The organism is Nostoc sp. MS1, assembly GCF_019976755.1.
Lineage (GTDB): Bacteria > Cyanobacteriota > Cyanobacteriia > Cyanobacteriales > Nostocaceae > Trichormus.
On the sequence record NZ_AP023441.1, the window covers coordinates 3,352,025 to 3,378,912 of the forward strand.

Annotated in this window: 27 protein-coding genes and 1 pseudogene; 20 read left to right on the top strand and 8 right to left on the bottom strand. The window is 40.5% G+C overall.

Annotated elements, in window-relative coordinates:
- The first annotated feature begins 16 nt into the window (after window positions 1–16).
- The 4 genes from NSMS1_RS14505 to NSMS1_RS14520 all read left to right on the top strand — a co-directional run bounded on the left by NSMS1_RS14505 (window position 17) and on the right by NSMS1_RS14520 (window position 3,196).
- Window positions 17–1,036 carry a 30S ribosomal protein S1 gene (locus NSMS1_RS14505; RefSeq protein WP_224094593.1) on the top strand — a complete coding sequence of 340 codons (1,020 nt, stop codon included), beginning with the start codon at window positions 17–19 and terminating at the stop codon, window positions 1,034–1,036.
- Between the two features lie 93 nt (window positions 1,037–1,129).
- Window positions 1,130–1,864, top strand: coding sequence for an HAD family hydrolase (locus NSMS1_RS14510; protein WP_224094595.1), 735 nt, complete (start codon window positions 1,130–1,132; stop codon window positions 1,862–1,864).
- A gap of 63 nt (window positions 1,865–1,927) precedes the next feature.
- Window positions 1,928–2,509, top strand: coding sequence for a Uma2 family endonuclease (locus NSMS1_RS14515; protein ID WP_224094597.1), 582 nt, complete (start codon window positions 1,928–1,930; stop codon window positions 2,507–2,509).
- 99 nt (window positions 2,510–2,608) lie between these two features.
- Window positions 2,609–3,196 (top strand): Uma2 family endonuclease, encoded by a 588-nt coding sequence (locus tag NSMS1_RS14520; protein WP_224094606.1) that lies wholly within the window; start codon window positions 2,609–2,611, stop codon window positions 3,194–3,196.
- A gap of 87 nt (window positions 3,197–3,283) precedes the next feature.
- Here NSMS1_RS14520 and NSMS1_RS14525 read toward each other — a convergent pair whose 3' ends face one another.
- The gene (locus tag NSMS1_RS14525; RefSeq protein ID WP_224094608.1) at window positions 3,284–4,606 is read right to left on the bottom strand and encodes an alkaline phosphatase PhoX; all 1,323 of its coding nucleotides are present in this window, start codon (window positions 4,604–4,606) and stop codon (window positions 3,284–3,286) included.
- Between the two features lie 701 nt (window positions 4,607–5,307).
- Between NSMS1_RS14525 and NSMS1_RS14530 the strand changes: the two genes are divergently transcribed.
- Window positions 5,308–5,949: a PEP-CTERM sorting domain-containing protein gene (locus NSMS1_RS14530; protein ID WP_224094610.1), complete on the top strand. Its 642-nt coding sequence runs from the start codon at window positions 5,308–5,310 to the stop codon at window positions 5,947–5,949.
- Between the two features lie 103 nt (window positions 5,950–6,052).
- On the opposite strand, the gene NSMS1_RS14535 is transcribed toward NSMS1_RS14530, so the two are convergent.
- Window positions 6,053–6,211 carry a hypothetical protein gene (locus tag NSMS1_RS14535; protein ID WP_224094612.1) on the bottom strand — a complete coding sequence of 53 codons (159 nt, stop codon included), beginning with the start codon at window positions 6,209–6,211 and terminating at the stop codon, window positions 6,053–6,055.
- On the bottom strand, window positions 6,168–6,350 hold the full coding sequence (locus tag NSMS1_RS14540; RefSeq protein ID WP_224094614.1) for a hypothetical protein: 183 nt from the start codon (window positions 6,348–6,350) through the stop codon (window positions 6,168–6,170). The genes NSMS1_RS14535 and NSMS1_RS14540 overlap by 44 nt, the downstream gene beginning before the upstream one ends.
- A gap of 762 nt (window positions 6,351–7,112) precedes the next feature.
- On the opposite strand from NSMS1_RS14540, the gene NSMS1_RS14545 reads away from it, so the two are divergent.
- Window positions 7,113–7,856 (top strand): response regulator transcription factor, encoded by a 744-nt coding sequence (locus tag NSMS1_RS14545; protein WP_224094616.1) that lies wholly within the window; start codon window positions 7,113–7,115, stop codon window positions 7,854–7,856.
- Window positions 7,857–8,370: 514 nt separating this feature from the next.
- Here NSMS1_RS14545 and chlP read toward each other — a convergent pair.
- Window positions 8,371–9,591 (bottom strand): geranylgeranyl reductase, encoded by a 1,221-nt coding sequence (chlP, locus tag NSMS1_RS14550; RefSeq protein ID WP_317986596.1) that lies wholly within the window; start codon window positions 9,589–9,591, stop codon window positions 8,371–8,373.
- A gap of 291 nt (window positions 9,592–9,882) precedes the next feature.
- Between chlP and yidD the strand changes: the two genes are divergently transcribed.
- Both yidD and NSMS1_RS14560 read left to right on the top strand, forming a co-directional pair.
- On the top strand, window positions 9,883–10,440 hold the full coding sequence (gene yidD / locus NSMS1_RS14555; RefSeq protein ID WP_224094633.1) for a membrane protein insertion efficiency factor YidD: 558 nt from the start codon (window positions 9,883–9,885) through the stop codon (window positions 10,438–10,440).
- Window positions 10,441–10,544: 104 nt separating this feature from the next.
- Complete coding sequence (locus tag NSMS1_RS14560) at window positions 10,545–11,561, top strand: sulfate/molybdate ABC transporter ATP-binding protein (RefSeq protein ID WP_224094635.1); 1,017 nt, start codon at window positions 10,545–10,547, stop codon at window positions 11,559–11,561.
- A 152-nt stretch (window positions 11,562–11,713) separates the two neighbouring features.
- Here NSMS1_RS14560 and NSMS1_RS14565 read toward each other — a convergent pair whose 3' ends face one another.
- Window positions 11,714–13,216 (bottom strand): IS5 family transposase, encoded by a 1,503-nt coding sequence (locus tag NSMS1_RS14565; protein WP_224085439.1) that lies wholly within the window; start codon window positions 13,214–13,216, stop codon window positions 11,714–11,716.
- Window positions 13,217–13,518: 302 nt separating this feature from the next.
- Between NSMS1_RS14565 and NSMS1_RS14570 the strand changes: the two genes are divergently transcribed.
- The 9 genes and pseudogenes from NSMS1_RS14570 (at window position 13,519) to NSMS1_RS14610 (ending at window position 20,798) form a co-directional block, all read left to right on the top strand.
- On the top strand, window positions 13,519–13,809 hold the full coding sequence (locus NSMS1_RS14570) for a helix-turn-helix domain-containing protein (RefSeq protein ID WP_224094637.1): 291 nt from the start codon (window positions 13,519–13,521) through the stop codon (window positions 13,807–13,809).
- Between the two features lie 116 nt (window positions 13,810–13,925).
- The gene (locus NSMS1_RS14575) at window positions 13,926–14,543 is read left to right on the top strand and encodes a Uma2 family endonuclease (RefSeq protein ID WP_224094639.1); all 618 of its coding nucleotides are present in this window, start codon (window positions 13,926–13,928) and stop codon (window positions 14,541–14,543) included.
- Window positions 14,544–14,711: 168 nt separating this feature from the next.
- Window positions 14,712–15,695, top strand: coding sequence for an alpha-ketoacid dehydrogenase subunit beta (locus tag NSMS1_RS14580; protein ID WP_224094641.1), 984 nt, complete (start codon window positions 14,712–14,714; stop codon window positions 15,693–15,695).
- 78 nt (window positions 15,696–15,773) lie between these two features.
- Window positions 15,774–16,345, top strand: a pseudogene (locus NSMS1_RS14585) (Uma2 family endonuclease).
- Window positions 16,346–16,464: 119 nt separating this feature from the next.
- Window positions 16,465–17,886: a protein translocase subunit SecD gene (gene secD / locus NSMS1_RS14590; protein WP_224095234.1), complete on the top strand. Its 1,422-nt coding sequence runs from the start codon at window positions 16,465–16,467 to the stop codon at window positions 17,884–17,886.
- Entirely contained in the window at window positions 17,883–18,866 is a 984-nt protein-coding gene (gene secF, locus NSMS1_RS14595) for a protein translocase subunit SecF (protein WP_224094643.1), read from the top strand. Before secD ends, secF begins: the two co-directional genes overlap by 4 nt.
- Before the next feature lie 99 nt (window positions 18,867–18,965).
- Window positions 18,966–19,361: a hypothetical protein gene (locus NSMS1_RS14600; protein ID WP_224094644.1), complete on the top strand. Its 396-nt coding sequence runs from the start codon at window positions 18,966–18,968 to the stop codon at window positions 19,359–19,361.
- A gap of 161 nt (window positions 19,362–19,522) precedes the next feature.
- Entirely contained in the window at window positions 19,523–20,068 is a 546-nt protein-coding gene (locus NSMS1_RS14605; RefSeq protein ID WP_224094646.1) for an imm11 family protein, read from the top strand.
- A gap of 259 nt (window positions 20,069–20,327) precedes the next feature.
- Window positions 20,328–20,798 (top strand): GNAT family N-acetyltransferase, encoded by a 471-nt coding sequence (locus NSMS1_RS14610; protein WP_224094648.1) that lies wholly within the window; start codon window positions 20,328–20,330, stop codon window positions 20,796–20,798.
- Here the strand turns inward: NSMS1_RS14610 and NSMS1_RS14615 are convergent.
- The 3 genes from NSMS1_RS14615 to NSMS1_RS35105 form a co-directional block, all read right to left on the bottom strand.
- Window positions 20,758–21,675: a sensor histidine kinase gene (locus NSMS1_RS14615; RefSeq protein ID WP_224094650.1), complete on the bottom strand. Its 918-nt coding sequence runs from the start codon at window positions 21,673–21,675 to the stop codon at window positions 20,758–20,760. The two genes, NSMS1_RS14610 and NSMS1_RS14615, sit on opposite strands and share 41 nt — an antisense overlap.
- Window positions 21,676–21,862: 187 nt before the next feature.
- Window positions 21,863–22,054, bottom strand: coding sequence for a hypothetical protein (locus NSMS1_RS14620; RefSeq protein ID WP_224094652.1), 192 nt, complete (start codon window positions 22,052–22,054; stop codon window positions 21,863–21,865).
- A gap of 419 nt (window positions 22,055–22,473) precedes the next feature.
- Complete coding sequence (locus NSMS1_RS35105; RefSeq protein ID WP_263432582.1) at window positions 22,474–22,596, bottom strand: hypothetical protein; 123 nt, start codon at window positions 22,594–22,596, stop codon at window positions 22,474–22,476.
- An 893-nt stretch (window positions 22,597–23,489) separates the two neighbouring features.
- Between NSMS1_RS35105 and xth the strand changes: the two genes are divergently transcribed.
- The 3 genes from xth (at window position 23,490) to NSMS1_RS14635 (ending at window position 26,820) form a co-directional block, all read left to right on the top strand.
- A complete protein-coding gene (gene xth, locus NSMS1_RS14625) occupies window positions 23,490–24,272 on the top strand; it encodes an exodeoxyribonuclease III (RefSeq protein WP_224094654.1) in 783 nt (260 codons plus the stop codon).
- 106 nt (window positions 24,273–24,378) lie between these two features.
- Complete coding sequence (locus NSMS1_RS14630; RefSeq protein ID WP_224094656.1) at window positions 24,379–25,254, top strand: SDR family oxidoreductase; 876 nt, start codon at window positions 24,379–24,381, stop codon at window positions 25,252–25,254.
- A 69-nt stretch (window positions 25,255–25,323) separates the two neighbouring features.
- Window positions 25,324–26,820, top strand: a complete 1,497-nt coding sequence (locus NSMS1_RS14635; protein WP_224094659.1) for an HlyD family efflux transporter periplasmic adaptor subunit — start codon at window positions 25,324–25,326, stop codon at window positions 26,818–26,820.
- The last annotated feature ends 68 nt before the right edge of the window (window positions 26,821–26,888 follow it).

Genomic DNA, 26,888 nt, shown 5'->3' on the forward strand with positions numbered 1-26,888 from the left:
CCAGGAACAAATCAGCATGGTCAATCAGAATTTAACCGCTACAGAAATTGGATTTACTCACGAGGATTTCGCTGCCCTACTTGACAAGTACGACTATCACTTTAGTCCTGGGGACATCGTACCAGGTACAGTTTTTAGTATAGAACCGCGCGGCGCTCTGATTGACATAGGTGCTAAAACAGCAGCATATATACCTATACAAGAAATGTCTATAAACCGGGTCGATGCCCCGGAAGAAGTTTTACAATCAAACGAAACCAGAGAATTTTTCATCCTTACCGATGAGAACGAAGATGGACAGCTAACCCTATCCATTCGCCGCATCGAATACATGCGTGCTTGGGAGCGTGTACGCCAATTACAAGCAGAAGACGCTACAGTCCGCTCTGGCGTGTTTGCTACCAACCGTGGTGGTGCTTTGGTAAGAATTGAAGGACTACGAGGCTTTATTCCTGGTTCTCACATCAGCACCCGCAAACCCAAAGAAGAATTAGTAGGCGAAGAACTACCCTTAAAATTCTTAGAAGTAGACGAAGAGCGTAACCGTCTTGTATTATCTCATCGTCGCGCCTTGGTTGAGCGCAAGATGAACCGCCTAGAAGTAGGTGAAGTAGTTATCGGTACAGTTCGCGGTATCAAGCCTTACGGTGCATTTATTGACATCGGTGGTGTTAGCGGCTTGTTACACATCTCAGAAATTTCCCACGAACATATTGATACACCCCATAGCGTGTTCAATGTCAATGATGAAGTGAAAGTAATGATCATTGACTTGGATGCGGAAAGAGGCAGAATTTCTTTATCTACCAAGCAGTTAGAACCAGAACCCGGTGACATGATCAAAAACCGTGATTTGGTTTATGATAAAGCCGAGGAAATGGCAGCTAAATACAGAGAACAATTGTTGGCTAAACAACAAGGCATTACTCTACCAGTGGAAGGTGCAGAAGATGTAATTGAGGAAGAAATTGAAATTCCTTCTGCTACCGAAGATCCTGTAGTTGAAGAAGAAATTCCAGCAGCTATTGAAGAGTAAGATAGTTTTGATTTAACTGTCATTTAAAATATCAAAGAGTAAAAGAGGGGTTTTCCCTCTTTTTTTATTTTGTATTCATTTGAGGTTGATACTGTGGCAACTATTAAGTGTAGAGACATTACATTTACTAACATTCAAGCAATTATATTTGATAAAAATGGTACTTTAGAAGACTCAGAAGTTTACTTGCGATCGCTCGGACAAAAAGCAGCCAGAATCATCGACGCTCAATTTCCTGGTACTGGCGAACCCTTGTTAATGGCTTATGGCATCAACGGCGATGTTCTCGACCCAGCCGGTATAGTGGCGGTATCCAGTCGCCGCGAAACAGAAATAGCCACAGCCGCCTACATCGCCGAAACTGGGAAAGGATGGTTTGACTCACTCAGAACAGCGCGTCAAGCTTTGGATGATGCAGAAAAGTATCTTGGCGTAACCCCAGCACCTTTATTTACAGGCGCATTAGAAATTTTACAATCATTATCAGCCGCCGGACTCAAACTTGGTATCGTTTCCGCCGCCTCAACCCAAGAAGTAAAAAACTTTGTCACCCATCATCAATTAACTAATTACATCCAAGCGCAAATAGGGGTAGATGACGGCCCTAGTAAACCAGATCCCATATTATTGTTACAAGCTTGCAAAATTTTAGGCGTAGAACCAAGCGCTACATTAATGGTAGGTGATGCTGTTGGTGATGTGCAGTTAGCTCGTAACGCTAAAGCAGCAGGTTGTATCGGTATCAGTTGGATAAATAAACCCCATAATGTGCAAGGTGCAGATGTAGTGATTAGTCGGTTAGATGAAATTCAAATTGTGGAAGGTTAAAGGCTAGAGGTTAGAAAATAGAAAGTAAGAAATCGAGCATTAACTCATAATGGAGAAACGCTGATGCTAGAAGTAAAACCACGATTTCAAAGCTTTGAAGAATACCTATCTTATGATGATGGCACAGATAAATTCTATGAGTTGTTCAATGGAGAATTAATTGAAATTTCCCCAAAACCAGGAACTAATGTTCAAATTGCCAATTATCTTTTACTTATTTTTGCATCTATTATAGGAATTAATCGAGTACGAGGCTATGGGTTAGAACTGGAAGTGAGAGGAGAACCCAGAAACCGTTATCCTGAACTAACAATTATTCGTGAAGAACATATTCAGCAGTTAGCAAAGCGTAATACTATACGCCTATCCATGCTACCGCCTCTACTGGTAATAGAAGTAGTTAGTCCTGGGGAATTGCAGAGAGATAGAGACTTTATCGCCAAGCGATCGCAGTATCAAGATTGTGGTATTCCTGAATATTGGATTATTGACCCCGAAACTAAAACTATATTAGTTTTACAACTTACCGATAAATCATACACTGAAGTAGGAAATTTCTCTGGTAATGATTTAGTTATCTCTCCACAATTCACACAACTAAGTCTCAAAACATCTCAAATATTTGCATCATTAAATCAAGATTAAAAGTCATCGGTCATTAGTTATTAGTCATTAGTCCATAGTCCATAGTTTTGCTCTCCTGCTCCCCTGTTCCTCTGCTCCCCTAGTCCCTAGTCCCTAATTATGCAAAACACAGAAACAACATTACAACTTCGTCTGTGGACAGTAGAAGAATATCACCGGATGGCTGAGGCTGGTATTTTTGGTGCAGACGAACGGGTGGAACTTTTAGAAGGGAAAATTATTTGGATGATTGCTAAAGGAACGGCTCATAGATCAGCAGTAGGAAGGACGGATTACTTATTCAAAAATAGGTTAGGAAAACAAGCTTGGGTATCCGTTCAAGACCCTGTAAAGTTAAACGATCGCTCTGAACCAGAACCAGATATTGCTGTTGTAAAAGTAGATCCTTTAGATTACGCAGACCACCACCCTACACCATCTGAAGTTTACCTAATTATTGAGGTAGCAGATAATAGTTTGAAATTAGATTGTGAGGCAAAAGCTAAGGCCTATTCGCAAGCAGGGATTCAAGATTACTGGGTATTAGATGTAGTTAATCGTCAATTGCACGTCTTTAGAGAACCAACTTCAGAAGGTTATAAAAGCGAAGTCGTTTTAGCAGAAGATGCAGTTATTACTCCTTTAGAGTTTCCTGATTTGCAGATTGTGGTTTTAGAAATGTTACCACCAGTGATGCGGGGTGAATGAGAAGCGATCGCTGATCCTCAAGTTAACACAGAGGTGATCGCTGTTCTCAACTAGAGTTATAAGAGCAGTGAATTTTTGCTATTATCACTAAACTCGTGAACGCCAAGGACCCCACATTGCGAAGGTAATACCAGGTCCTTGCATATTGAAAAATAGAGTTTGGCCATCAGGAGAGAAGCAAGCTCCAGCAAACTCACTAGCACCACCCTCAAAGTTGTTACGTACCAGATTATATAATTTTCCGTCAGGAGTTACACCTCTCAAGAAATTGGGAGCATCACCATCTTCGCATATAATCAGATCGCCAAAAGGTGCAACACAAATGTTGTCGGGCGCACGAAGGTCAGATGCGCCAGGAGACTGTACAAACAGTTGAAGCGTATTAGTAGCAGGAACATAACGGAAAACTTGTCCAAGATTTCCAGGTCCACCACTGGTACAACAGAAATACAATTCACCATTACCGTACCAAATACCTTCCCCACGGGCAAATCTAGCAGCTCCTAACTCACGACCTTGTACGCGGACATTATCTGTAGTTGGGTCGGGTTCAGGAATGTCTACCCAGTCTATGTTTGTCCATGTTTGTCCTGTATTGAAACCAGTAGCGGTGTTAACACTATTAGCGCTACCAGGAGTACCACCTATTCTCAGCGCCTGGAGTTTACCACCTAACGCTAATTTGCCAGGTACATTAGGAATGAAACGGTAGAATAGACCACTTCCGCTATCTTCGGTCTGGTAAACAATTCCAGTTGCGGGGTCTACAGCTATAGCTTCGTGATTAAAGCGTCCCATTGCCTTTAGAGGAACTGCCTGTACAGGACCAGTTGCACTAGCTGGAACTTCAAAGTTATAACCGTGGAATTTTGTAGACCCATCAGTGCTAGTAGGAGTACTGACATTTTCTTCACAAGTAATCCATGAACCCCAAGGAGTTCGGCCACCTGCACAGTTACGAATGGTTCCACCAAGAGATGCAAACTGTTTAATTAGCTGGCGATTAGAATCTATAACCAAATTAGTAGTACCACCTCTACTAGCAGAATCGTACTCGAAGCCTTGGGGTACAATTACTTTTGTTCCAGAGGTGTTGCTCAATTCGTGGTTACAAACCAATATTGTTGTACCTCTGGGACCTGGGAAGGCTGCCATACCATCATGATTTCCAGGTACGGGATTACCATCGATCATGCGATCGCCTCTACGAGATATAATCCGATACTGAAATCCGTTTGGTACTGCTAAAAGCCCGTCGGAACCGATGAAAAGCGGACCATATCCTGTAGTTGTAAGCGTTGTTTGACCAAAAGCGGCTCTAGCTAAAAGACCTTCTAAAGGAGAAGCAGCTAATGTTCCGGCGGCACTTGCACCTGCTAATGTAAAAAATTTCCGTCTAGATAAAGTCATGGGAGTATTTGGTTACATAAAATGCTTTATTACTGAGAAATTAATTGATATAGGTTAAGCGTTGGTAATGTTTGATTTAAAGGAAAATACTTAGTAACAAAATAGATTATTATAATCTTATTGAAACTATTAGAAGATTAAATAACTATAGAATTGCTTTCATTCATAGTATTTTCCCAGAAGCAAATACTTATATCATCTTGATCAAGATTAAGCACAAAAATATAGTTAAACTCCCTAACTTATTCAGAAGTGAGGGAATTTTTGCTTTCGACCTATTAATTATTAATTTATATACGTATTTGGAAAAAAATAAAAATTACTTCAGCAAATCAATCATTGATTAAAAAGAGTTTAAGAAGAGTTTAAACAATACAAATAAAATGTTTTTTTGATGAATATGTTTTTTATGTATAATCACTTAAAAAATAGGTAGTTAAATCAAAAATTAAATTAAATCTAATGGTAAAATCTCCCTAAGTAGTTGTGTGGATTATTAACACATATTAAAACTACTGCTGCGTTCAATTCTCATAAGTTAGTCAATCTAGCTATTGAGAACTAAGCATTCTAGTACAGACTATGCCTGAGTTTCATGTGTTTAGTTAATCACATGAGTCTATTTTGTTATTGTTTATCTTAGTCAGGTATAGTCAGCGTTTTAGCAATACAAAACTAAACCCATTGCTGTAATCAACAACATGAAAAGTATTTTGAACCAAATTCAAACTACAGTAGCTATTGCTGCCCTAACCTCAGTAGCGACTTTCACCAATCTTGCTCAAGCTAATGCAGCTGCCTTCAATCTTTCTTGGACAGGAAATCAAGGTTATTCAGCTCAAGGCAAGTTTAGTTATGATGATGCTTTTAGTGGGAATATCATTACTAAGGATCAGCTAAAGAGTTTTGATATTTCCTTCTTCAATCCTCAAGGAGTTTTATTGAGGGAGTTTAATTACAGCTTTCCTAATTCGAGTAGTAGTTTTAATTTCAATTTTGATAGGTCTAAAAAAACGGTACTGCAAACAGGTAACTTTGACAGACCTAACGGGTTTGATTTAGGTAGTGATTTTAATACAGTTTTGCAAGGATTATTCTTCTATACTTTTGGTGATTCTAGCCAAGGAATACCAGCAGGCACAATCTTTTTAAAAGATGATAATTCACCCGAAACATCACCAGCCTTTTGCCAAAGTCAACCGACAAATCCAAGTTGTCGGTTGGATCTTGGTGGTAGCTTGACTGCTACTCTCATTCCTGAACCTGGAACAATTCTCGGACTATTCGCAATGGGTTTCTTGGGCAAACGCCTCAAAAAAAGCCAGCATCTGTCTAGACAGTAAATCTGTATAGTCAAAGCTAGCCTGATTAGAACTTTAAGTGACCACTATTCTAGCTTTAAATAGACAAAGAGCAGCCACGAGAGTATTACCTTGTGTAGTTAATTTACTGTCTCAAAGCCTGTGAAAGCAGGCTTTTTTGTAAAATAGTCCAATCATTGCAAAACCCGATTCCAAGTCCACCAAATATCAAGTCTTGAGCTTGTCTCTGCACCCGTTTACTATTGAGATAGCCCAAGCGATCGCCGTAACGAGTTACCAGCAAATCTATAATTGGGATTAGTGCTACAAGCGGTTTGTAAATCAGCAACCAAGTCTAGATGAATAAAGGAGCGTCGGCAACGTAAACAATATACCAAGTTTTGATATCTCCGGTAACAGTTGTAGAGGACTGTTTGCTGCATAATAAGCTTCTACAGAGAGAAATCCAAGGCGCTTAATTACCAGTTCGTTATCAAAGACTCAGATAGTGTTTACTCTGTTATTAGTTTGTGTATCTAAGCTACCCGGATGCTTGTCATGTATTCGCCATGCTAGTATTTTGAAGTTTTGGTGATCATCTGCCCTAACTACCAACCAATTGGGTGACGAACTAAATAAGTAAGCGATCGCCTTGCATCATAATTTGGGTGAATCGCTATCTTAACCTAAAATACTCCTTGAGATTCAGCATTGGGGAAAATTCAGCAGTTTTGTGAGATTTGATAATCACATAGAACTGTGGCATATCCGTTTGCGTATGCTTTAGGCTTGAACAATCTTAAAAATCATTCTCTAGATCGCCTGTAATACCATAAGTCCCTACAATCATACTGTAAGCATTTTTAGGTATGGCAAGTAAACAAAAAATTGGTACATCTTGTCCACGCATTAATACTTTTTTGTGATACTTCGGCTCTAGATGAAGAATTGTATCTTGCCAATTACGTTTTCCCCATAAAGTAGTGTAGACAGTTTAACAACATCATTTTACAGAAACAAAGGCGGATTGTAGGGAGGGAAACATGTCATGCTGAGAATTTTATGTAATTTAGTTTTGTTTTCTTAATTCTGGTAGTTTTAAGGTTTATGTTAGATTTAAAATCTTTCTTATAATCAAGACAGAAATCTTTGTATCTATCAAAGGTTCTTATTTATCCTTAATAAGTAGTAATATCTTTTTAAGAATGCCAAGGATTCTTGTAATAGACGATGACCCAGCGATTTCAGAACTCGTTGCTGTCAACCTAGAAATGGCTGGCTACGATGTCAGCCAAGCGGAAGACGGCATTAAAGGTCAAGCCCTAGCTCTCCAGCTACAACCAGACTTGATCATGCTTGATCTGATGCTGCCCAGAGTAGATGGATTTACCGTTTGTCAACGCCTGCGTCGGGATGAGCGCACAGCTGAAATTCCTGTTTTGATGTTGACTGCCCTCAGTCAAACTCAAGATAAGGTAGAAGGTTTCAACGCCGGAGCTGACGACTATCTGACCAAACCATTTGAAGTTGAGGAGATGCTGGCGCGAGTACGTGCTTTATTGCGACGTACTGACCGCATTCCCCAAGCAGCCAAACACAGCGAAATTTTGAACTATGGCCCTCTTACTTTAGTTCCCGAAAGATTTGAGGCTATATGGTTTGGTGAAACTGTGAAATTAACTCACTTAGAGTTTGAATTGCTGCACTGTTTGCTACAGCGTCATGGACAGACAGTTTCTCCTAGCGAAATCCTCCGGGAAGTTTGGGGTTACGACCCAGATGATGACATTGAAACCATTCGAGTGCATATCCGTCACTTAAGGACTAAGTTAGAACCAGACCCTCGTCATCCCCGCTATATCAAAACAGTATACGGTGCAGGTTACTGCTTGGAATTGCCCAGTGTTCCACAATCAGGGGAGGGGGCTACCACATCAGTTGTTGAGTGAAATCTTGTTGGCTAAAGTACTTCCTCTAGGTTCTTGATTTCATTAATCCGTAAGCTCATGTGTCAAACTGAGGGAAATGCAGTTTGCAAGGTAGTGTAGTATCTGGGGAGATTGCTCTTCGATCAGCCGCTTGCTATGCGTCTACAGTCCCCTAAGCTACGTAGCCTATAGAATGACACTCATATCGCTACGAATCAACACCAAAATTAATTAGTAGTTGAGGGCAAAAGTTTTGATAATTTGTAGTATAGCGTTTCCCATTCTGATGAGGTACAAAATCACCCCTCCCCAACCCTCCCCTTGGCAAGGGGAGGGTGCGCGATAGCGCGGGTGGGGTGTATTTCATGTGCTTGGGAATTGCTATAAGCACTTTAGTTCTGTGATTTTCATGACTAAATTTCTTACTACAAACAAACTTTCCCCTCATAATTCATGCACTCAACTACTAGCAAATAAAATGGCACTCCCTTTCAGTATTAGGGGAGTGCCATTAACAATTAGTAATTATGTTTTTTTAGGGCGCTAAAGCATTACCACGGATGAGACTACCGATGGTCTTGGCGGTAATTTTCAACTGGGTAATAGGGTTAGCAGGAACAACAGTCTTATACAAATAGCTGTCGAAGGTGAGCTTTTGTACATCTAAGTCAGCACACATTTCTACAAATGCTTCGCGCGTAGCATCGGAACGGTAGAACACTGTTTGTAGGATGTCCAGCACTTTGTAAGTGAGTCCATATTTTTTATCCCAACGTTTGAGATAAAGCTTGAGTTCGTTTTCTGTGGGAATGCGGCTACCATTTTGGGAAACTTCCACAATGGTTTCTGCACACATCCGCCCAGATTTAGCAGCAAAGTAAATCCCTTCCCCGGAAGACTTAGTAACGTAGCCGGCTGCATCACCAACTAGGGCAATACGACCAACAACACGGCGAGGACGGGGATGTTCAGGAATGGGGTGTGCTTCTACTTTGATGATTTTACCGCCTGTGAGTTTCTCGCTAGCACGGGCGCGGATACCAGCTTGTAGCTGTTTGATGCTGGCTTTGTTGACGTGCATTGTGCCAGTACCCACAGCTACGTGGTCGTATTTGGGGAATACCCAAGCATAAAAGTCTGTAGAAACGTCATTGCCTACATACATTTCGGCAAGTTCGTTGTAATATGCCATTTTGTCTTCGGGTAAGCGGATGCGCTCTTGGAAGGCGATCGCATAATTATAATCCCCAGCATCCATCTCTTTGGCAATGCGGGAATTAGCTCCATCCGCCCCGATAATCAAATCTACTTTTAAAGTTTTGGTAACACCTTGTGCGCCACCTTCACTATGGTCTACATAGTGAATAGTGTACGGGTCAGTATTGTTTCCAGGTATATCAACTTTATGAACGGTGGCATTAATTAAATTTGCCCCTAATTTTGCCGCCCGATCCCGCAAAAAGCCATCTAAGACTTCCCGGCGGCACATTCCTATATATTCGTCTTCTTTTATTAGATTGATATCAACTTCGCGGTTGGAAGGTGAAATCATTTTCATCTTCCGTACTTGGCGATCAATAATCTCTGGTGGTAAGTCAAACTCACTCACCATACATAAGGGAATCGCCCCCCCACAGGGTTTGGCATTATCTAATTTGCGCTCAAACAGATAGGTCTCAATCCCAGCTTTGGCTAGTGTTTCAGCAGCAGAGGAACCAGCTGGGCCTGACCCAACAACAGCAACCCGTAGTGTCAAAGGTCTTCTCCCAATCTTCACATTTACCGAAAGCATCCTACCACGGTCTTTTGGCTGATTTCGCGCTCTACCTCCAGGTTTTGTTAGAAATGCAATATTCCTTAATATTCCGATACAAACTTTTTGGGAAATATAGAGCAGAGGCAATGATTAACATATTTGGTTGTCATTGGTCATCTGTCATTAGTCCACAGTCCATAGTCCATAGTCAACAGTCAAAAGGCAGGAGTTAATCATCATCTCCCTCATCTCCCTCATCTCCCCCACTTCCCACTCCCTACTCCCTGAACTATGCTCATTTCTCCCCTCGACTCTTTTACTAGGAAAATTGGTATTGTTGTGATCGCCGGATATCAAAAACATATTTCTCCCCACAAAGGTTTCGTTTGCGCTCATCGGGTATTACATGGGGGTGAGTCTTGCTCTGCTTATATTAAACGAGTAATTTCTGAGGAAGGGTTAATTGCAGGTTGGGGGAAATCTCACACTCGTTTTCAAGCTTGTAAGCAAGCAAATCTAACTTTACAAGCTTCTCAGATCAAGCGCAGGGTGTTACAGATAGAAAATTCCGAGCCGAGTGAGCAATCAGAAACGGAAACTGAAGAAAACCAACAATCAAAACGCTCTCGGCAAAAGTCAGCAAGTTCTTACAGTTCTGATTCTTCTTGTGGTGATAGCTGTTCTGATTGTTCAGATATTCCTGATTGCAGTTTCTTAGCTGACTGCGCTTCACTTGACTGTAGCGGTGCTGATTGTGGTTCGCTCGATTGTAGTCATGCTGATTGTAGTTCCTTGGATTGTGGTAGTGCTGATTGTGGTTCCCTTGATTGTGGTGGTTGTGGCAGTTAAATCTTTTTTAAAGTCATACTTCTAACTACGTTTATGTATGATATAAATAAAACACGGTAATCCTAGCAGTACGCCGTAGATAGATTTGCAGAGGTATAACGGCAGTGGGCATAGTAGTTGAAAACGTATCCAAACAATTTGGCAGCTTTCAAGCTGTTGATGAGGTGAACTTAGAAATCCAGAGTGGTAAATTAGTAGCCCTGTTGGGGCCATCTGGCTCTGGGAAATCTACCTTACTACGCTTAATTGCCGGGTTGGAAACACCAGATAGTGGCAGAATTATACTTACAGGTAAGGATGCCACAAACCAAAGTGTTCAAGAGCGCAATATTGGGTTTGTGTTTCAGCACTATGCTCTATTCAAGCATTTAACTGTGCGACAAAACATAGGCTTTGGGTTAGAGATTCGCAAAGCTCCGGCTAACAAAATTAAAGGGCGAGTTGAGCAGTTATTAGAATTAGTGCAATTAAGTGGTTTGGGCGATCGCTATCCTTCACAACTTTCCGGCGGTCAAAGACAGAGGGTAGCATTAGCAAGAGCGTTAGCAGTAGAACCAAGTGTATTGCTTTTGGATGAACCTTTTGGTGCATTGGATGCTAAAGTTCGTAAAGACCTACGGGCATGGTTACGCCGCCTCCATGATGAAGTTCATGTTACCACAGTATTTGTGACTCACGACCAAGAAGAAGCAATGGAAGTATCGGATGAGGTCGTGGTGATGAATCAAGGACGTGTAGAACAGGTAGGTACACCCGCCCAAATTTACGACAACCCCGCTACATCTTTTGTCATGAGTTTCATCGGCCCAGTGAATGTTCTCCCAAGCAGTTCGCGCATATTCCAAAGCAGCCAGTTAGAAATAGAACATCCAAACGTATTTTTACGCCCCCAAGATGTAGTGATTGAGAAAATTGCTAACGGTGCAACTGCACCTGCTACAATTAGCAGATTGATACATTTGGGCTGGGAAATCAAAGTGGAATTAACTTTAGACGATGGACAAGTCGTCAATGCTCATTTAACACGCGATCGCTACGATGAGCTACAGTTAGAACCAAAACAAAAGGTATATGTCAAACCCAAGGATGCTAAGTCCTTTCCTCTGTACTACTCTATCTAGATAGGTTTGGTAAAAATTTACACCTATTATTAATATTCATATCTAAAGGGTGAAGTAAAATACTTTACCCTTTTTTGCATGGAAAAAATTTCCCTCTACCTAGGGCTTGCTGAAAAAGTCATTTCAAAGGAAGAGAAAAATTGATTAAGTAGTCAGTCCAGAAAAAAGATAAGTTTTTGTTGTTTAAGGTTTAATGAAATATCAGTTTCGATAATAGAAGAAGTAAAAAAAGACTCAGTTTTGAAAAATAGGCAAAAAAATACACAAAAAAGCCGTAATAGCAGAGTAGAAAGATTCATAACTAAAAAAGTTATGGCAATAGCGGTGAAAGAAGTATGAGGAAGTTTAGCCATAACTCTACCAAGGCTAAATCTTCGTTTACCTTGTCCAAACTTGCCCTCAATACAATTACGAATCCTTTCGTCATAAGCGGCTTGTTTCTTCTTTTCAGGGCTGACATTTTGGGGGGGTCTACCTAGTGGTGGGCCACTAATTCTAATTCCCCTTTCTTGACACCAAGCTCGATTCTCCCTCGTCCGATAAATCTTATCAACATGAACTGATTCAGGATAATATCCGGTGTAGTTTTTGTATGCTTCTACTTGTGATTTTAAGTCTCCTGATTCGTTAAAGTTGTCCCAACTAATATGGTCTAAAAATACATAGCCATCATAGTAACTAGCTGAAAACTTAGCCCCAAACTCTACTGTTCTCCCGGCTTTACCTCGGATAATCGGACGAATGTGTGGTTGGTTTAAACTGACAATGCGGTCTTGTATACTAATTTTTTGATTTTCATATAACCATAACTGTTGACGATAAACTTCTGCTACTACTAGCAACATCTTATATTGACTGTTGCTCAGTTTTAATAGTGACGCACCTAAATTTATTAGCTGCTGAATATGAGTTAAATTTCTGTTGATATATTGCAGTTGCTTTCTGATAGCTTTCCTTCTTTCTTTAACTGTTGGTTTTCTTTTCTTGGCTACTGCTAAATAATCCTTTCTTGCTTTGTTTCTGTAGGTTCTTGGTTTGTTGATATTTCTTACTAATAAGGACTTATATAATGTATCTATGATTGTTTCTGTTTGCTTTCTGGCTTGATTTAATAATCCTAAATCTGTCGGATAACTTATGTCTGCTGGCGCACAACTAGCATCTAATATTAATTTTCCTCTATTGGCTGGCTTACTTTTTGAATCCTCGACCTCTGGCTTTTTTGCTCTTACTTCTACCTCCTGTTTATTTTCTAACATCTTCCTGACTATTTCTTGATTGATTTTATTGACTAATTCTATATCTATCCTTTCTCTAAAATGAACTAGCATTGACGGGTCAAATGCAGATTCATTACTATATGCTGACATTCCTATAAAGTATTGCAGATACGGGTTCTCCCGAATTTGTTCTACTGTCTCTCTGTCACTTATTCCTAATTTTTCTTTAATTATTAATGCTCCCAACGCCATTCTAAATGTTTTGGCTGGCGCTCCCATTCTTGCTGAAAATATTTCTGCGTACTCTGCTTCAAATTTTGACCAAGGTATCATGTTCGCCATGATTACCCATCGGTTATCTGACGCTAGTTTTCCCCCAAAGGGTAGTTCAAAGTTTTCTGCTGCTTTTTCTTGCTTTTGCGCTCTTCGATACATTTTAACGCAACTTGCTACAAGGATTTTTACTTATCTTACCCTTTTTCTTTTCACCTTATTTTTCTTTCCTGACCCTGAAACTCTTCATTCTGCTATCTTTCGCCCTTATTCAGCCAGCCCTACCTAACAAGACTTACAGTTTAGATACGTTAATCACCAGAAATTACCTCGTTTGTTAGAGGGTCAAGCGATCGCTTATGAACTATAAAGAAAATAGTTAATAAATTTTTGATTTTAATGATTGATATTTAATGTCAATCAATTTAACAAAAGAGTTAATATTTGTAAGGGGAGCGTGAGATATGGATATGCAAGTCCTGAGAGAGCGTGCGGGTCTTAGCCGTGCAGAAGTTGCCTTCAGGCTTGCCATCAGTGAAACTAGCGTCCGCAACTGGGAAGCTGGACGCACCGAGCCGACTATGACACCAAAAAAATATTTAGATGCAATACGCTTGTTCAAATGTACACCAGAAGAACTAGCAGCCGCCAGCGAAAAATCTATTAATCAGCGTCATAAACGTAAGCCTGGAAGACCTAGACGTTTTCCAGAAAATCAGGTAGTTCAAGTAACTGATACTCCAATTTGTAGTTAAATGATATTTATTTGGTGAATAGTGAAAAACAAAATCCTTAGCTGATAAGAAGGACGGGGGTATTGTCGTAAATAATTTAGGATGGCTATAGCTACTAATTTCTAACCGCTCAAATCATGACTCAAGCCTTACGTAAAGTAGTATCTTTCGATGAGTTTGTAGCTTGGTATCCAGATAACCAACGACAACGCTATGAACTACACGACGGAGTAATCGTTGAAATACAACGACCTACAGGCAAGCATGAAGAAACAATTGGTTTTCTAGCAGGAGAAATAGTTATAGAGTATAACCGCTTAAATTTTCCCTATTTCATTCCCAAAAGGGTCTTTGTCAAATCAGTTGAGAGTGAATCAGCTTATTCTCCAGATGTCCTGATCTTAAATCGTTATAACTTAGTTAATGAACCGCGTTGGCAGAAAGAATCAACTGTTTCTCAAGCAGCTTCAATTTCTTTAGTAATAGAAGTAGTCAGTAGTAATTGGCGTGATGATTATTACAAGAAATATGCTAACTATAAACAGATGGGAATCCCAGAATATTGGATTGTAGATTATGCGGCGTTAGGTGGTAGGGAGTTTATCGGTAAGCCTAAACAACCGACTATCTTAGTTTGCTGTTTGGATGAAGGGGAGTATCAAATTCATAAATTCCGGGGTAGTGACCGTATCCAGTCACTAGCATTTCCAGAGTTGAATTTAACAGCTGAACAAATTTTTCAAGCTGGTAATTAAAATTTGTCATGTAGTTGATGGTTACAGACAAAGATATAATTAGACGGCTACATCACCTATTTAAGATAAACAACAAACAACAACTTTCTCAGCTAGTGCGATCGCTAACTATATTAGCTACGGTGGCACGATAAGATTCTAAAATAATAGTCGTAATTACAGGTCTAAATGGCAGAAACACTATTCTTTAACGCTCTGCGGGAAGCCATTGATGAAGAAATGGCGCGTGATTCCAGTGTCTTCGTTCTAGGTGAAGACGTAGGTCACTATGGCGGTTCATATAAAGTTACCAAAGATTTATATAAAAAGTATGGTGATTTGCGAGTTTTAGATACTCCTATTGCCGAAAACAGCTTTACTGGTATGGCAGTAGGTGCAGCCATGACTGGTTTGCGCCCCATAATTGAAGGCATGAACATGGGTTTTCTGCTATTAGCCTTTAACCAAATCTCCAACAACGCGGGGATGCTGCGCTATACATCCGGTGGTAACTTTAAAATTCCCCTAGTCATTCGTGGCCCTGGTGGTGTAGGTAAACAGTTAGGTGCAGAACACTCTCAACGCCTAGAAACCTACTTCCAAGCAGTTCCAGGGTTGAAGATTGTTGCCTGCTCTACACCTTACAACGCTAAAGGACTCCTCAAGTCAGCTATCCGCGACGATAACCCAGTTCTATTCTTTGAACACGTTCTGCTTTACAACCTCAAAGAAAACTTACCAGAGGAAGAATACCTCGTTCCTCTAGACAAGGCAGAAATTGTTCGTCCTGGTAAAGATGTAACAATCTTGACTTATTCACGGATGCGCCATCACGTAGTTCAAGCCGTGAAAGCTTTAGAAAAACAAGGATACGACCCAGAAGTAATTGATTTAATATCCCTCAAGCCATTAGATTTAGAAACAATTGGTGCATCTATCCGCAAAACCCACAAAGTGATAATTGTGGAAGAAGCTATGCGGACTGGGGGTATTGCTGCCGAATTAATCGCTTCAATCAACGATCGCTTCTTTGATGAATTAGATGCGCCAGTACTGCGCCTATCATCTCAAGACATTCCTACACCTTACAACGGTACTTTGGAAAGATTAACAATTGTGCAGCCAGAACAAATTGTTGAAGCTGTGCAGAAAATGATCGCGTTGCGAGTTTAGGATGTAGGGGTATGGAGGTGTAAGGGTGTGGCTCTACATCCTTACCCACATACATCCATCACCGATATTATTGGAGTTATGATAGCTACTCCTCAAGAACAACCAAAAATGACCGTCGAGGAATATCTCGCATGGGAAGCCCAGCAAGACTGCCGTTACGAATATGTCAACGGCGAAGTTTTTGGTATGTCTGGCAGTACAATTCCCCATAACGATATTGCTTTAACTTTTACACTGCTTTACACCCTCATTTACGTTCTAGAGGCTGTCGGGTAAATGTTTCAGATGTCAAAGTGCAAGTCACACCCCAAAGTCCCTACTATTATCCCGATGTGATAGTCAGTTGTGACCCCCAAGACCTTAAAGCGCGTCAATTTATTGAAAAACCTAAATTAATTGCGGAAGTTCTTTCTCCTGCTACAAGTAGTAAAGATAGGGGAGAGAAGTTTAATTACTATCTGAAAATCCCTAGCTTACAAGAATATATTTTGATTGATTCAGAAACAATTTCTGTCGAGCGTTACTCTCGCGGCGAAGGCAGAATGTGGCTTTACTATCCCTATACTGGGGGAGATATGATCACTTTGTCTAGCATTGGGTTTGAGTTTCCTATCGAATTGCTGTATGAAGGTGTGGTATTGGAAGGGTGAGAGTGAAAGTCCTATTCCATCTACTAAAACGATCGCCTTTGGAACTCAAAACATTAACGAATAGCTCATAACTCTTACAAAGAGCGTTATTATAGCGTTTGTCAGTTGCGAGTTATGATATGCAGAGACAGCGATCGCTTTTAGCGTTGATTGTAGTTTTATTAATCGCCGCCATTACGGTGATTCTCACGATTCCCATACCCTTGGGATTGGACTTACGCGGAGGTTCCCAGCTAACAATTCAGGTGAAAACAACGCCTGAGATTAAGCAAATCACCGAACGCGAATTGAATGGGGTAAAAAGTGTTGTCGAAGGACGAATTAACGGACTCGGCGTTTCGGAACCAATCATCCAAACTGTGGGGACGGATAAAATCCTTGTACAGTTACCGGGCGTAAACAACCCAGAACAGGCAGAAAGAGTGCTAGGTGGAACAGCACAGCTAGAATTTCGTACACAAAAACCTGGGACAGAAACCCAGCTTTTAGCTTTTCAGTCATCACGATTTGAACTCAAAGCCAAACAAGAAGAACTAAAAAAAAGCAACGATAAAGCCACAATTAATAAAAATTTAGAAGATTTACAAAAAAATAATCAAGCGATCGCCGAATTATTTGAAAGTACTAACCCCCCTCTAGATGGGAAACACCTGAAAGATGCCTATGGTGAACCAACTCAGGGTAATAACTGGAACGTAGCCATTCGTTTTGACCAAAAGGGCGGTGAACTGTTCGCCAATTTAACAAAAAGTTTGGCAGGTACAGGGCGTAGTATCGGTATCTTTTTAGATAATGAACTTATCAGTTCTCCAGTTGTTGGGGTAGAATTTGCCTCTACAGGAATCACAGGTGGTTCGGCTATAATTACAGGACGATTTACAGCCCAACAAGCCAATGATTTAGGCGTACAATTACGCGGTGGTGCTTTACCCGTACCTGTAGAAATTGCGGAAATTCGTACTGTTGGCGCAACCTTGGGTAAAGATAGTATCAACAGCAGCATCTATGCTGGGATTGGTGGTCTAAGCTTAGTCCTCATATTTATGGTGGTGTACTATAGACTACCAGGATTAATTGCCGATGTGGCCTTAATCATTTACGCCATCCTCACCTGGGCTTGTTTTGCTTTGTTAGGTGTGACTTTGACCTTACCGGGAATTGCTGGTTTCATTCTCAGTATCGGTATGGCGGTAGATGCCAATGTGTTAATTTTTGAGCGCACAAGGGAAGAATTACAAGCGGGTAAATCTTTGTATCGCTCTGTAGAATCTGGCTTTTATCGTGCCTTCTCCAGTATTTTAGATGGCAACGTCACTACAGTTATTGCTTGTGCTGCTTTATTTTGGCTGGGGGCTGGTTTAGTCAAAGGTTTTGCCTTGACTTTGGCTTTAGGGGTAGCAGTGAGTATGTTTAGTGCTATTACTTGTAGTCGCACCTTCATGTTTTTAGCAATTAGTATTCCTAGCTTGCGTAAACCTGAACTATTCTGTCCAAATCTCTCAGGGACAAGTGCATCGAATAAGACAGAGGTAGCTCAATGAAATTAAGTATAAATAAATCGCGATCGCTCTGGTGGACTGTTTCGAGCGCCATCACCATAGCTGGTTTCATATCAATGTTCATTTCCTGGCAAAACCCAGCTATTCACGCACCTCTACGTCCCAGTTTAGATTTTGTCGGTGGATCAAGATTGCAATTTGAGCGGGACTGTAATCGAGCAGGAAACTGTGATAAACCCATTGATATTAACGTTGTCCGTGATGTAGCCAAAGAACAAGGTTTGGCTGACAGTAGTATTCAAATTGTCGCTGATAAAGATACCAGAGCAGAAAATGGTATTTTAATCCGCAGCAAAACCTTAAATCGTGAACAACGTACCAACTTACAAAATGCCTTAAGCCAAAAAGTTGGAGCTTTTGACGAGCAGAAAAACCAGTTTGATACCGTAGGCCCCACCTTGGGGCGCGAATTGTTTACCTCTGGGATGATCGCGCTAATTGTCTCCTTTATTGGTATCACCGTCTACCTAGCATTTCGGTTTCAGTTGGACTATGCTGTATTTGCCATCATTGCGCTTCTGCACGATGTCTTAATTACAGTCGGCATATTTTCTATTTTTGGCTTAGTCTTTGGTACTGAAGTAGATAGCCTGTTTATTGTGGCACTGTTGACAATTACAGGTTTCTCCGTCAACGATACAGTAGTAATTTACGATCGCATCAGAGAAACACTAAAAACTAACCCCAACCGTCCCATAGCGGAAATTGTTGATGATGCTGTTAACCAAACCTTGGGAAGATCAATCAACACCACTTTTACCACTATGCTTCCCTTGTTCGCCATTTACCTATTTGGCGGCGAAACCCTGAAAAACTTTGCCCTAGCTCTAATTTTTGGCTTTGCAGCCGGAGCTTATTCCAGTATCTTCATCGCCAGCACTCTTTTAACACTATGGCGAGAACGTACCAACAACTCTGAGGCATTAGCAACTACAGGCGTAACTGATACATCTGTGGAGTAGTCAGTTGACAATTGACAATTGACAGTTGTCAGTTGTGAGTAGTTCTTTCCCCCTGCACCCTGCCCCCCTGCTTCTTTCTCTACCCACTCCCCACCGCCTATGGATCAATCAGATAATCATGTTGAAAATAAAGATCCATCTTTAACTCAACAAGTCGAAAAGCTACACCAATTGACTGTGTATGGTAGGTGGTGTTTTGTTGGCTGTTTGTGGCTAACTGTCGCACCCATTTGTTTGTGGAATTTACGTACAGAAATTGCTTTGTGGCAACAATACTTTACCTGGGTAGCGGTGCGTTATGGACTATCTGCTCATTTACTGTCTACTATGGGTTTAGCTTTTTGTATCGGGATGACTGCTGCTGTTTTAGTTTGGCAAAGTCGAAATATTCTGTTGGGTTTACCTAAACAAGAACAGCAACGTTTAGAACAACAAGTGTTTAAAATCCGTCAACAGGGGCCAACACATCCCCTGTGGAAGTGGATTTCTCATTAAAGACTAGCTATTTTTTGGCATGGAGACTAAATTTTAGCTTTTTTGAACGAGCTACAAATAAAGCAGAAATAGAAGCAATACTTCAAAGTATTGCTGCTAAAATTCAGGCTGAAAGTTTCTCCCCGTAATATATTTCAAAAACTTAATTGAGATAGATTTACATGAATATTTATATTCCTATCCCTGATAGCGATAATTATGATGGCTTCTATTATCTAGATCAAGAAAATTCACATGATATTTTATCAAGGTTTCTTAATTTCGCCATGTATCAAGACATTGAAGAAAAGAGTGAATGGATTCCTTTACCAGTAGGAATTGAATCATTTGGTACTAAACGAGGTGATTTTCTTGGAGTTGTTGCATGGACTTTTGCTTGTAATAATAGGGCTTGGAAAATTTTAGAGCCTTTAATTGGTAATAGCGTTAAACTGCTGCCATTACAATGCGATGAAGGTGAGTTTAATATTTTAAAAGTAATTAATATTATTGATTGTCTTGATTATTCAAGGGCGGATTTATTTATTTTTGAAGAAACTGGTAGAGTTTTGCGTATAGAAAAGTATGCTTTTAAAGAAGAGTTAATTCAAGATCAGCATTTTTTTGCAGTCCCAGAGTGTAAATTCGGAATATTAGTATCTCAAAAGTTCAAGGACGTAGTAGATCAGCATCAATTGAAAGGGCTAAAATTTAAGCAGGTGGTCTAAGATTAACCCTTGGTTGTCATTTCTATAAGAGAATAATGTAGGACAACCCCGAAGTGCTTAAAGTGACAAATGAGGGTTAGTTATGTGCCAAAAGAATGGATATTAGGAGTATCTTCATCAAAAATACTACATATTAATATGGTAATCACCAGATAAATTAATACCTCCCTGTTCCCTACTACAGATACACAGATTCTATAATGTCTTGCACAATAAACTTAAAGACAGTAAAAATACTGCCATACTGGAGTAACTATACATGACCTATTCTCAGATTCAGTTTTGCGATCGCCAGTCTGAAATAAACCTCTATCAACTCCAAGAGCTATTTAATGTTTCTGCATTTTGGGCAAAAGGACGCAGTATAGAGGATTTACGTATAGCTATTATCAATAGTGAACCAGTGATTTCTGTTTGGGATAGTGAGCGTCTCATTGGTTTTGCTAGAGCAACCTCCGATGGCATCTATCGCGCTACTATCTGGGATGTGGTAATTCATCCAGACTACCAGGGTAATGGCTTAGGAAGCAAATTAGTCGAAACTGTATTGGCTCACCCCAAAATGCAGTGGGTAGAGCGTGTATATTTAATGACTACTCATCAACAAAAGTTTTACGAAAAAATAGGCTTCCAAGCCAATAACAGCACTACTATGGTGCTGCACAATCAATCCAGAATTAACTCTTTAGCTAGTCCAGAAATTCAGTTTCAGGAATCGCTAGAGGGATAGATAACTGGAGTCTAGTCATTTGCTCTGGTGTATTCATTTCCGACGAGGAAAGGATTTCTAAATTTCCTTCCATCGCTGCTAAAAGTTTTTGGCTGAGTAACACTTTCATAGCTGGAGAAAGACCTGCTTTGTGTTTCTCCTCTAGGAGAGCTTCGTCAGCAATTTCCAGTAAATCAATTGGTTCGCTTTTAATCAGAGCATGACTAGGTATATCCAACCAGATATAAATTGTTTTGCTATTTGGTGCTGGCTTTGCGGATATGGAAATACTGCCTTCCTTCATCTGAGAAATAGCAGTATCAACTAAATTTAAAAATACTTGACGTAACCATTTTGGATCTGTCAAGACATAAATTTCTGGGTCTGGGGGAGAAATTTGCAACTTCAAATTGCGATCTACCGCCAGCATATAAGTTAAATTATGAATTTCTTGTAAAATCTCCGCTAAAGATTTTGGCTGAATATCTAATTTGTTATTACCGTGTTCTGCCTTAGCTACATTCAGAATTTCATCCATTAAGTGTAGCATTTTTAACGCTCGCTCATGCGCTTGGGCGATAAATTCGCGCTCCTCTGCCGGATCTTCGCAAAGATCAGACAATATTAATTGATGTAAACCAATTAAACCATTGAGGGGCGATCGCAATTCATGGGTAGTTCGTGCTAAAAAACCCCCTTTAAACAGACTCATCTCCCGCGCCATTTCGTAAGCCAGTTGTGTTTGTTGGAGCTGTTGCAGGAGTTTTGTATGCTCTTGCTCCCCCGGTGTAACTGCGGACTGATGGGAAGTGGAATTGGCAGAACGCGCAAACAACCCACGAAAACCAATCCCTAGTAATAATCCTGCTCCTAGATATATCCAGTTGCTCCAATTCATATTTAGACAGTTATTAACTTGTTAATTTGACCACAATGTCTCAAAGACAGGTTCCCGATTTTTAGTTCATCAGTTTCACTTGATTAAACTCAAAATTGGGAAAACAACATTATAACTGTCTAAAAAATGGGGAGTAGGGAGAGATGAGGGAGATAAGGGAGAATAACAACTGTCAACTGTCAATTGACTACTCAACACTCACCGTTGCTTGAGCAACTCCCGCAGTGTTGCGAGTATCGACATTTGGTAAACGACTATAATTCGTCAATAATGGGACTTCTTGACGACAAGATAGACAAAACCAATATAATTCGCCGTGACGGACATGGCGGAGGAGGGAACCACCGCAGCATGGGCAATTATTGGCTCGCTGACTCATACCAATGTCCTCCTACAAGAAAAATCTCTGTTGAAAAGTGATGAAAAAAGTTTTTGTTTAAAGTCAGATTTAAGTCGCATCGATATAACCATTCCATTTGATACGGCTGGTGAGGATTTGTTTTCCACATATTCTCTACAACTGCGCCGAATCAATTCCTAAGCAACAGGCATCATTTGAGCCATTTCTTGATAGATTTGGCAGATATGACCTTAAGTCACCTCTGGAAAGGAACCGAGATTCATCTGCATTGCTGATGTCCCGGCTGCCATTGATCTAACCATCTCTAGCCCATAAGCTTTTAGCCTATTGATGGGGAAGAAGATAATTGCAGTACTGCCAGAAAATTCAGCTTTTTATGTATGGTTAATTTCGTCTAAATATTGGGTTTGTCTACCATATATATGGATGACAATTTCTTATTCAAAAAATTTGGCATCTACTGCATCAACCTTCTCTGCCATTTTTAAGTGCCAACCACTTTGTTTGGCGATCGCTTGATGTACTGATTTTGCAGAAGCAAAGCTTCCTAAAAATGCCATGTATAGTGGCTGTTTTGGTTAGTCAATGCCGTTATTGAGATGAACTTGACGCTTGGCGTTGCTAATACTAACTTATTACTGTTTGTAATAGTAACTAAATTTATGGTTGTCTTCGGTAAAGACTTTAGAAGCCGTTACCAAATTCGCCCAAAATAATTCATTAATCCCTATATGGGAATGAATATTATCGAATCCCGTCGCATTCTGATAAAATTAGCTTGGTTTTAAGGCTTTATACACGGCATACGCTTGGAAATTTTTATCTAAGTGTAATATACGCGAATAAACTACCTCTAAATCAGCCAAAGTTTGAGAATCGCCAAAGGCAAATGATTTTACCTCATGACCGCGAAGAACTAGTTCATTAGTCTAGTGACTTAGTACTAGTTCAATCCCTCCTTAATTGGCGGGTAGAACTCGTTTCCACAAAGGGGTAACTTGAGCGATTTTCATAAATTGTAATGGTTCGGTCGGTAAAATGCTCTTAGCAAATAAGACCAACAATATCTTATGAGCAATTACATTATTCCTTACTGTTTTGACATCTAAATTAACCTAAAGGTAAAAGATAGGTTAACTATTAGTGTCAAACTTCCCTTCAACATTTGAAACCGTTAGATGTAGCCGCTTGGCGACTGTTTTTATAATATAGCTCACATTTTCTAGGTTCATCTATCTCCAGGATCATAAATATATAGAAGAATTTGTATCCTACCTGACAAAAAGTGAGATTTTTGTAGCTGACACTACTAAAAATATAGTTCGGGATCAATGTTTTATGGGTGGTATTTGGAGAAATGCTAAAAATACATAGTAGATTGAGAAAGATTAAATAATTATAATAAAGCGTCAATAAAAAAATTATTATTCATTTACATAGTGTTCAGCAACTAATGAAAGTCGCAACTTGGAATGTTAACTCAATTCGCACACGTCTAGAGCATGTTATCGCTTGGTTGAAGGAAAATCCCGTCGATGTTCTGTGCTTGCAAGAGACAAAGGTTGTAGATGCCGATTTTCCGCGATCGCCTTTGGAAAGTTTGGGTTATAACCTATATATATCAGGACAGAAAGCCTATAACGGTGTAGCCTTAATTAGTCAGCAACCGCTTACAGATGTTATTACCGGATTCACACCAATATTGGCAGATATTGAGCCAATATGGGATGAACAAAAGCGGGTAATTACAGGTGTGCTGGATGGCGTGCGGATTGTAAACCTTTATGTACCGAATGGTTCGGCGATCGCCAGTGAAAAATACGAGTATAAGCTACGTTGGTTAACAGTGTTAAGAGAGTATTTGCGATCGCTTTTACTTTTGCAACCCGCCATCTGTATGTGCGGCGACTTTAACATCGCCTTAGAAGATATAGATATTCACGAAAAAGTCAAAGCCGAAAATCATATCATGGCATCCCCAGCCGAGCGCCAAGCTTTACGAGATGTCCTAGAATTGGGATTTGCTGACGCTTTTCGCAAATTTACTACCGAAGGCGGACACTTCAGTTGGTGGGATTACCGCGCCGCCTCTTTCCGCCGCAATCAAGGCTGGCGTATAGACCATCACTACCTGACACCTGTATTATACGAACAAGCAAAAAGCTGCATCATTGATATCTCCCCTAGAAAGTTAACTCAACCCAGTGACCATACTCCAGTCATAGTGGAATTTTAAAGTTGAGACTTTAGACTAGGGAGAAGGAATTTTAGATTAAAGCCTAATCCAAAATCGCAAATCTAAAATCCAAAATCAAATTGCCCTCATCCCTAATCTAATCATTATGTTTTTGGTAACTGGAGCAACAGGAGACATTGGTCGCCGAGTTGTGCGACTTCTACGCGAACAAGAGCATTCAGTCCGAGCCTTTGTTCGACTCACCTCGCGTTATGGCGAACTAGAACACCGAGGAGCCGAAATCTTCATCGGTGATTTACGGCGAGGACACGATATTGAAAAAGCTTGTCGGGGTGTTCAATATATTGTCAGCGCCCACGGTTCTGATAGCGATGCGCTCAACCTCGACTACCGCGCTAACATCGAACTCATCGACCAAGCCAAAGCTAACGGTGTGCAGCACTTTGTCTTTATTTCCGTCTTAGGAGCAGACCGGGGGTATGAAGATGCTCCCGTATTTAAAGCCAAACGAGCTGTAGAAAATTATTTGGCTGCTAGTGGCATCAATTACACTATTTTACGCCCGGCTGGATTAGCATCTAACTTGCTAAGTTTAGCAGAAAGATTTCGAGAAACAGGGTTATATTTATTGATTGGCGACCCCAAAAACCGTACCTCAATTGTGAGTACAGATGATTTAGCAAGGATAGTAGTAGATTCAGTGAAAATTCCCGGCGCTCTTAACCAAATATTTTCCGTGGGAGGGCCAGAGATTTTATCGCGTGAGGATATTCCCCAAATTTTTAGTCGTATCTTTAATAGACAACCTATAGTAGTTAATTCACCATTAGTTGCAGTTGATGGGTTGCGGGGTATCCTGGGCTTAGTCAATCCTGAAGCACAACAAGCTTTAGGAACCTTTCGGACATTGCTGTCCAATGAATTTTTCTGTAGAAAAGATGAAATAGCTAAATTAGAACGAACCTTTAATTTTCCCTTGGAAACCTTGGAGAGTTTTTTAAGGCGTTATTTAGCTGTTTAGTCAGTAGTTAGTTGTCAGTGGTTATGACAACTGACAACTGACCACTAACCACTAACAAATAAAAACTTTATGAAGTATTCCCTATTAGCCAATGCTGCTCAAGCACGCCAGACAAAACAGCAATTTGCTAGACCAGAAGACCAACTATCTTACGAACTGGGTAAGGCGATTAAGGAATTGCCGCCCCTTTATACTAGATTATTAGCAGGAACCATTAGCTTAGTAGTATTTGGTGCGATCGCCTGGGCTGGTTTATCGGAAATCGACGAGGTAGCAGTGGCTCAAGGGGAATTAATCGCGTCTTCCCAGGTACGACCAGTAACATCCTTGGGTGATGGGGTAATTAAAATAATTAAAGTCAAAGAAGGCGATCGCGTCAATAAAGACCAAGTATTAATTCAACGTGACCCAGACCTCAAACAAACTGACGTTGCTCGGTTAGGCGAATCTACAAAATTGATTCAAGAAGATATCCGGCGTTTGCAGGTGGAACGTTTAGGCGGACAGTCTACTGGTACAGAAATGCAGGATGAACTCTTAAAGGCTCGCCTGCGCGACTATCAAGCACGCCAAGCGGCCGCAGAAGCAGAAGCTGGTCGTCAACGTGCGTTAATGGATCAGGCAAAAGTGCGGCTAACTCGGTTACAAGACAATTTAGTCAATGCTAGGACTGGTGTTGCTAACGCCAAAACTAACCTGTTCAATGCTAAAACTATCAGCACTCAAGTTCAAGAAAATCTAGAAATTGCTCAAAATAGAGAGAAAAATTTACGTACTCTGATAACTCCTGGCGCTGTTCCGCGAGTTGATTACCTAGATGCAAAAGAAAGATTGGCTCGCGCCCAAACAGATATTACCAGAACTCAAGATGAAGTAATCAACGCCCAAAATCGCTTGACAGAGGCTGAAGATAAAGTTGAATCCTTAGAAAGAGATATCGCAGCTCAAGCTCAAGAAATCCGTCAAGTCGAAAAAGCCTATGAAGCTGCTCGTAGTCAAGCACAACGTGTAGCTTCAGAGCGCCAAAGTGAAATCTTAACCGAGATGAACAAGCGCAAAGAAGAATTAGCCAACGTTTCTGGACAGTTAGAGCAAGCCAAAAAACAAAAAGATGGTGAAACTATCAAAGCTCCTGTAGCTGGGACAATCTATAAAATTAAAGCAACTAAGGGGCCAGTACAAAGCGGTGAAGAGTTATTATCAATCTTGCCAGAGGGTGAGGATATATTACTAGAAGTGAAAGTTCTCAACCGTGATATTGGATTTATTCGTAAAGGGATGAGAGCTAAAGTTAAATTTGCAACTTTTCCCTTCCAAGAGTTCGGCACTGTTGATGGTGAAGTTGTACAAGTTAGCCCCAATGCTACTGTCGATAAAGAGTTGGGCTTAGTTTTCCCCACCAGAATCAAACTAAATCAGCACTCAGTTTCTGTTCGCGGTCAAGAAGTAGTATTTACTCCAGGGATGGCTGCAAGTGGTGAAATTGTAACTCGTAAGAAGTCAGTTTTGACTTTCATTATGGAACCAGTGACTCGCAGATTTAGCGAAGCGTTTTCTGTTAGGTAATGGGTAATGGGTAATGGGTAATTGCTTTCTCCCATTACCAACCCCCACTATAAGATAAGTGTTTAAGC

Coding starts and splice junctions, on each gene's coding strand:
- NSMS1_RS14505 (WP_224094593.1), top strand. CDS start 17: ATGGTCAATCAGAATTTAACCGCTACAGAAATTGGATTTACTCACGAG.
- NSMS1_RS14515 (WP_224094597.1), top strand. CDS start 1,928: ATGCTAGAAGTAAAACCACGATTTCAAAGCTTTGAAGAATACCTATCT.
- NSMS1_RS14520 (WP_224094606.1), top strand. CDS start 2,609: ATGCAAAACACAGAAACAACATTACAACTTCGTCTGTGGACAGTAGAA.
- NSMS1_RS14525 (WP_224094608.1), bottom strand. CDS start 4,606: ATGACTTTATCTAGACGGAAATTTTTTACATTAGCAGGTGCAAGTGCC.
- NSMS1_RS14530 (WP_224094610.1), top strand. CDS start 5,308: ATGAAAAGTATTTTGAACCAAATTCAAACTACAGTAGCTATTGCTGCC.
- NSMS1_RS14540 (WP_224094614.1), bottom strand. CDS start 6,350: ATGCAGCAAACAGTCCTCTACAACTGTTACCGGAGATATCAAAACTTG.
- NSMS1_RS14545 (WP_224094616.1), top strand. CDS start 7,113: ATGCCAAGGATTCTTGTAATAGACGATGACCCAGCGATTTCAGAACTC.
- yidD (WP_224094633.1), top strand. CDS start 9,883: ATGCTCATTTCTCCCCTCGACTCTTTTACTAGGAAAATTGGTATTGTT.
- NSMS1_RS14565 (WP_224085439.1), bottom strand. CDS start 13,216: ATGTATCGAAGAGCGCAAAAGCAAGAAAAAGCAGCAGAAAACTTTGAA.
- NSMS1_RS14570 (WP_224094637.1), top strand. CDS start 13,519: ATGGATATGCAAGTCCTGAGAGAGCGTGCGGGTCTTAGCCGTGCAGAA.
- NSMS1_RS14575 (WP_224094639.1), top strand. CDS start 13,926: ATGACTCAAGCCTTACGTAAAGTAGTATCTTTCGATGAGTTTGTAGCT.
- NSMS1_RS14580 (WP_224094641.1), top strand. CDS start 14,712: ATGGCAGAAACACTATTCTTTAACGCTCTGCGGGAAGCCATTGATGAA.
- secD (WP_224095234.1), top strand. CDS start 16,465: ATGCAGAGACAGCGATCGCTTTTAGCGTTGATTGTAGTTTTATTAATC.
- secF (WP_224094643.1), top strand. CDS start 17,883: ATGAAATTAAGTATAAATAAATCGCGATCGCTCTGGTGGACTGTTTCG.
- NSMS1_RS14600 (WP_224094644.1), top strand. CDS start 18,966: ATGGATCAATCAGATAATCATGTTGAAAATAAAGATCCATCTTTAACT.
- NSMS1_RS14605 (WP_224094646.1), top strand. CDS start 19,523: ATGAATATTTATATTCCTATCCCTGATAGCGATAATTATGATGGCTTC.
- NSMS1_RS14610 (WP_224094648.1), top strand. CDS start 20,328: ATGACCTATTCTCAGATTCAGTTTTGCGATCGCCAGTCTGAAATAAAC.
- NSMS1_RS14615 (WP_224094650.1), bottom strand. CDS start 21,675: ATGAATTGGAGCAACTGGATATATCTAGGAGCAGGATTATTACTAGGG.
- NSMS1_RS14620 (WP_224094652.1), bottom strand. CDS start 22,054: ATGAGTCAGCGAGCCAATAATTGCCCATGCTGCGGTGGTTCCCTCCTC.
- NSMS1_RS35105 (WP_263432582.1), bottom strand. CDS start 22,596: ATGGCATTTTTAGGAAGCTTTGCTTCTGCAAAATCAGTACATCAAGCG.
- xth (WP_224094654.1), top strand. CDS start 23,490: ATGAAAGTCGCAACTTGGAATGTTAACTCAATTCGCACACGTCTAGAG.
- NSMS1_RS14630 (WP_224094656.1), top strand. CDS start 24,379: ATGTTTTTGGTAACTGGAGCAACAGGAGACATTGGTCGCCGAGTTGTG.
- NSMS1_RS14635 (WP_224094659.1), top strand. CDS start 25,324: ATGAAGTATTCCCTATTAGCCAATGCTGCTCAAGCACGCCAGACAAAA.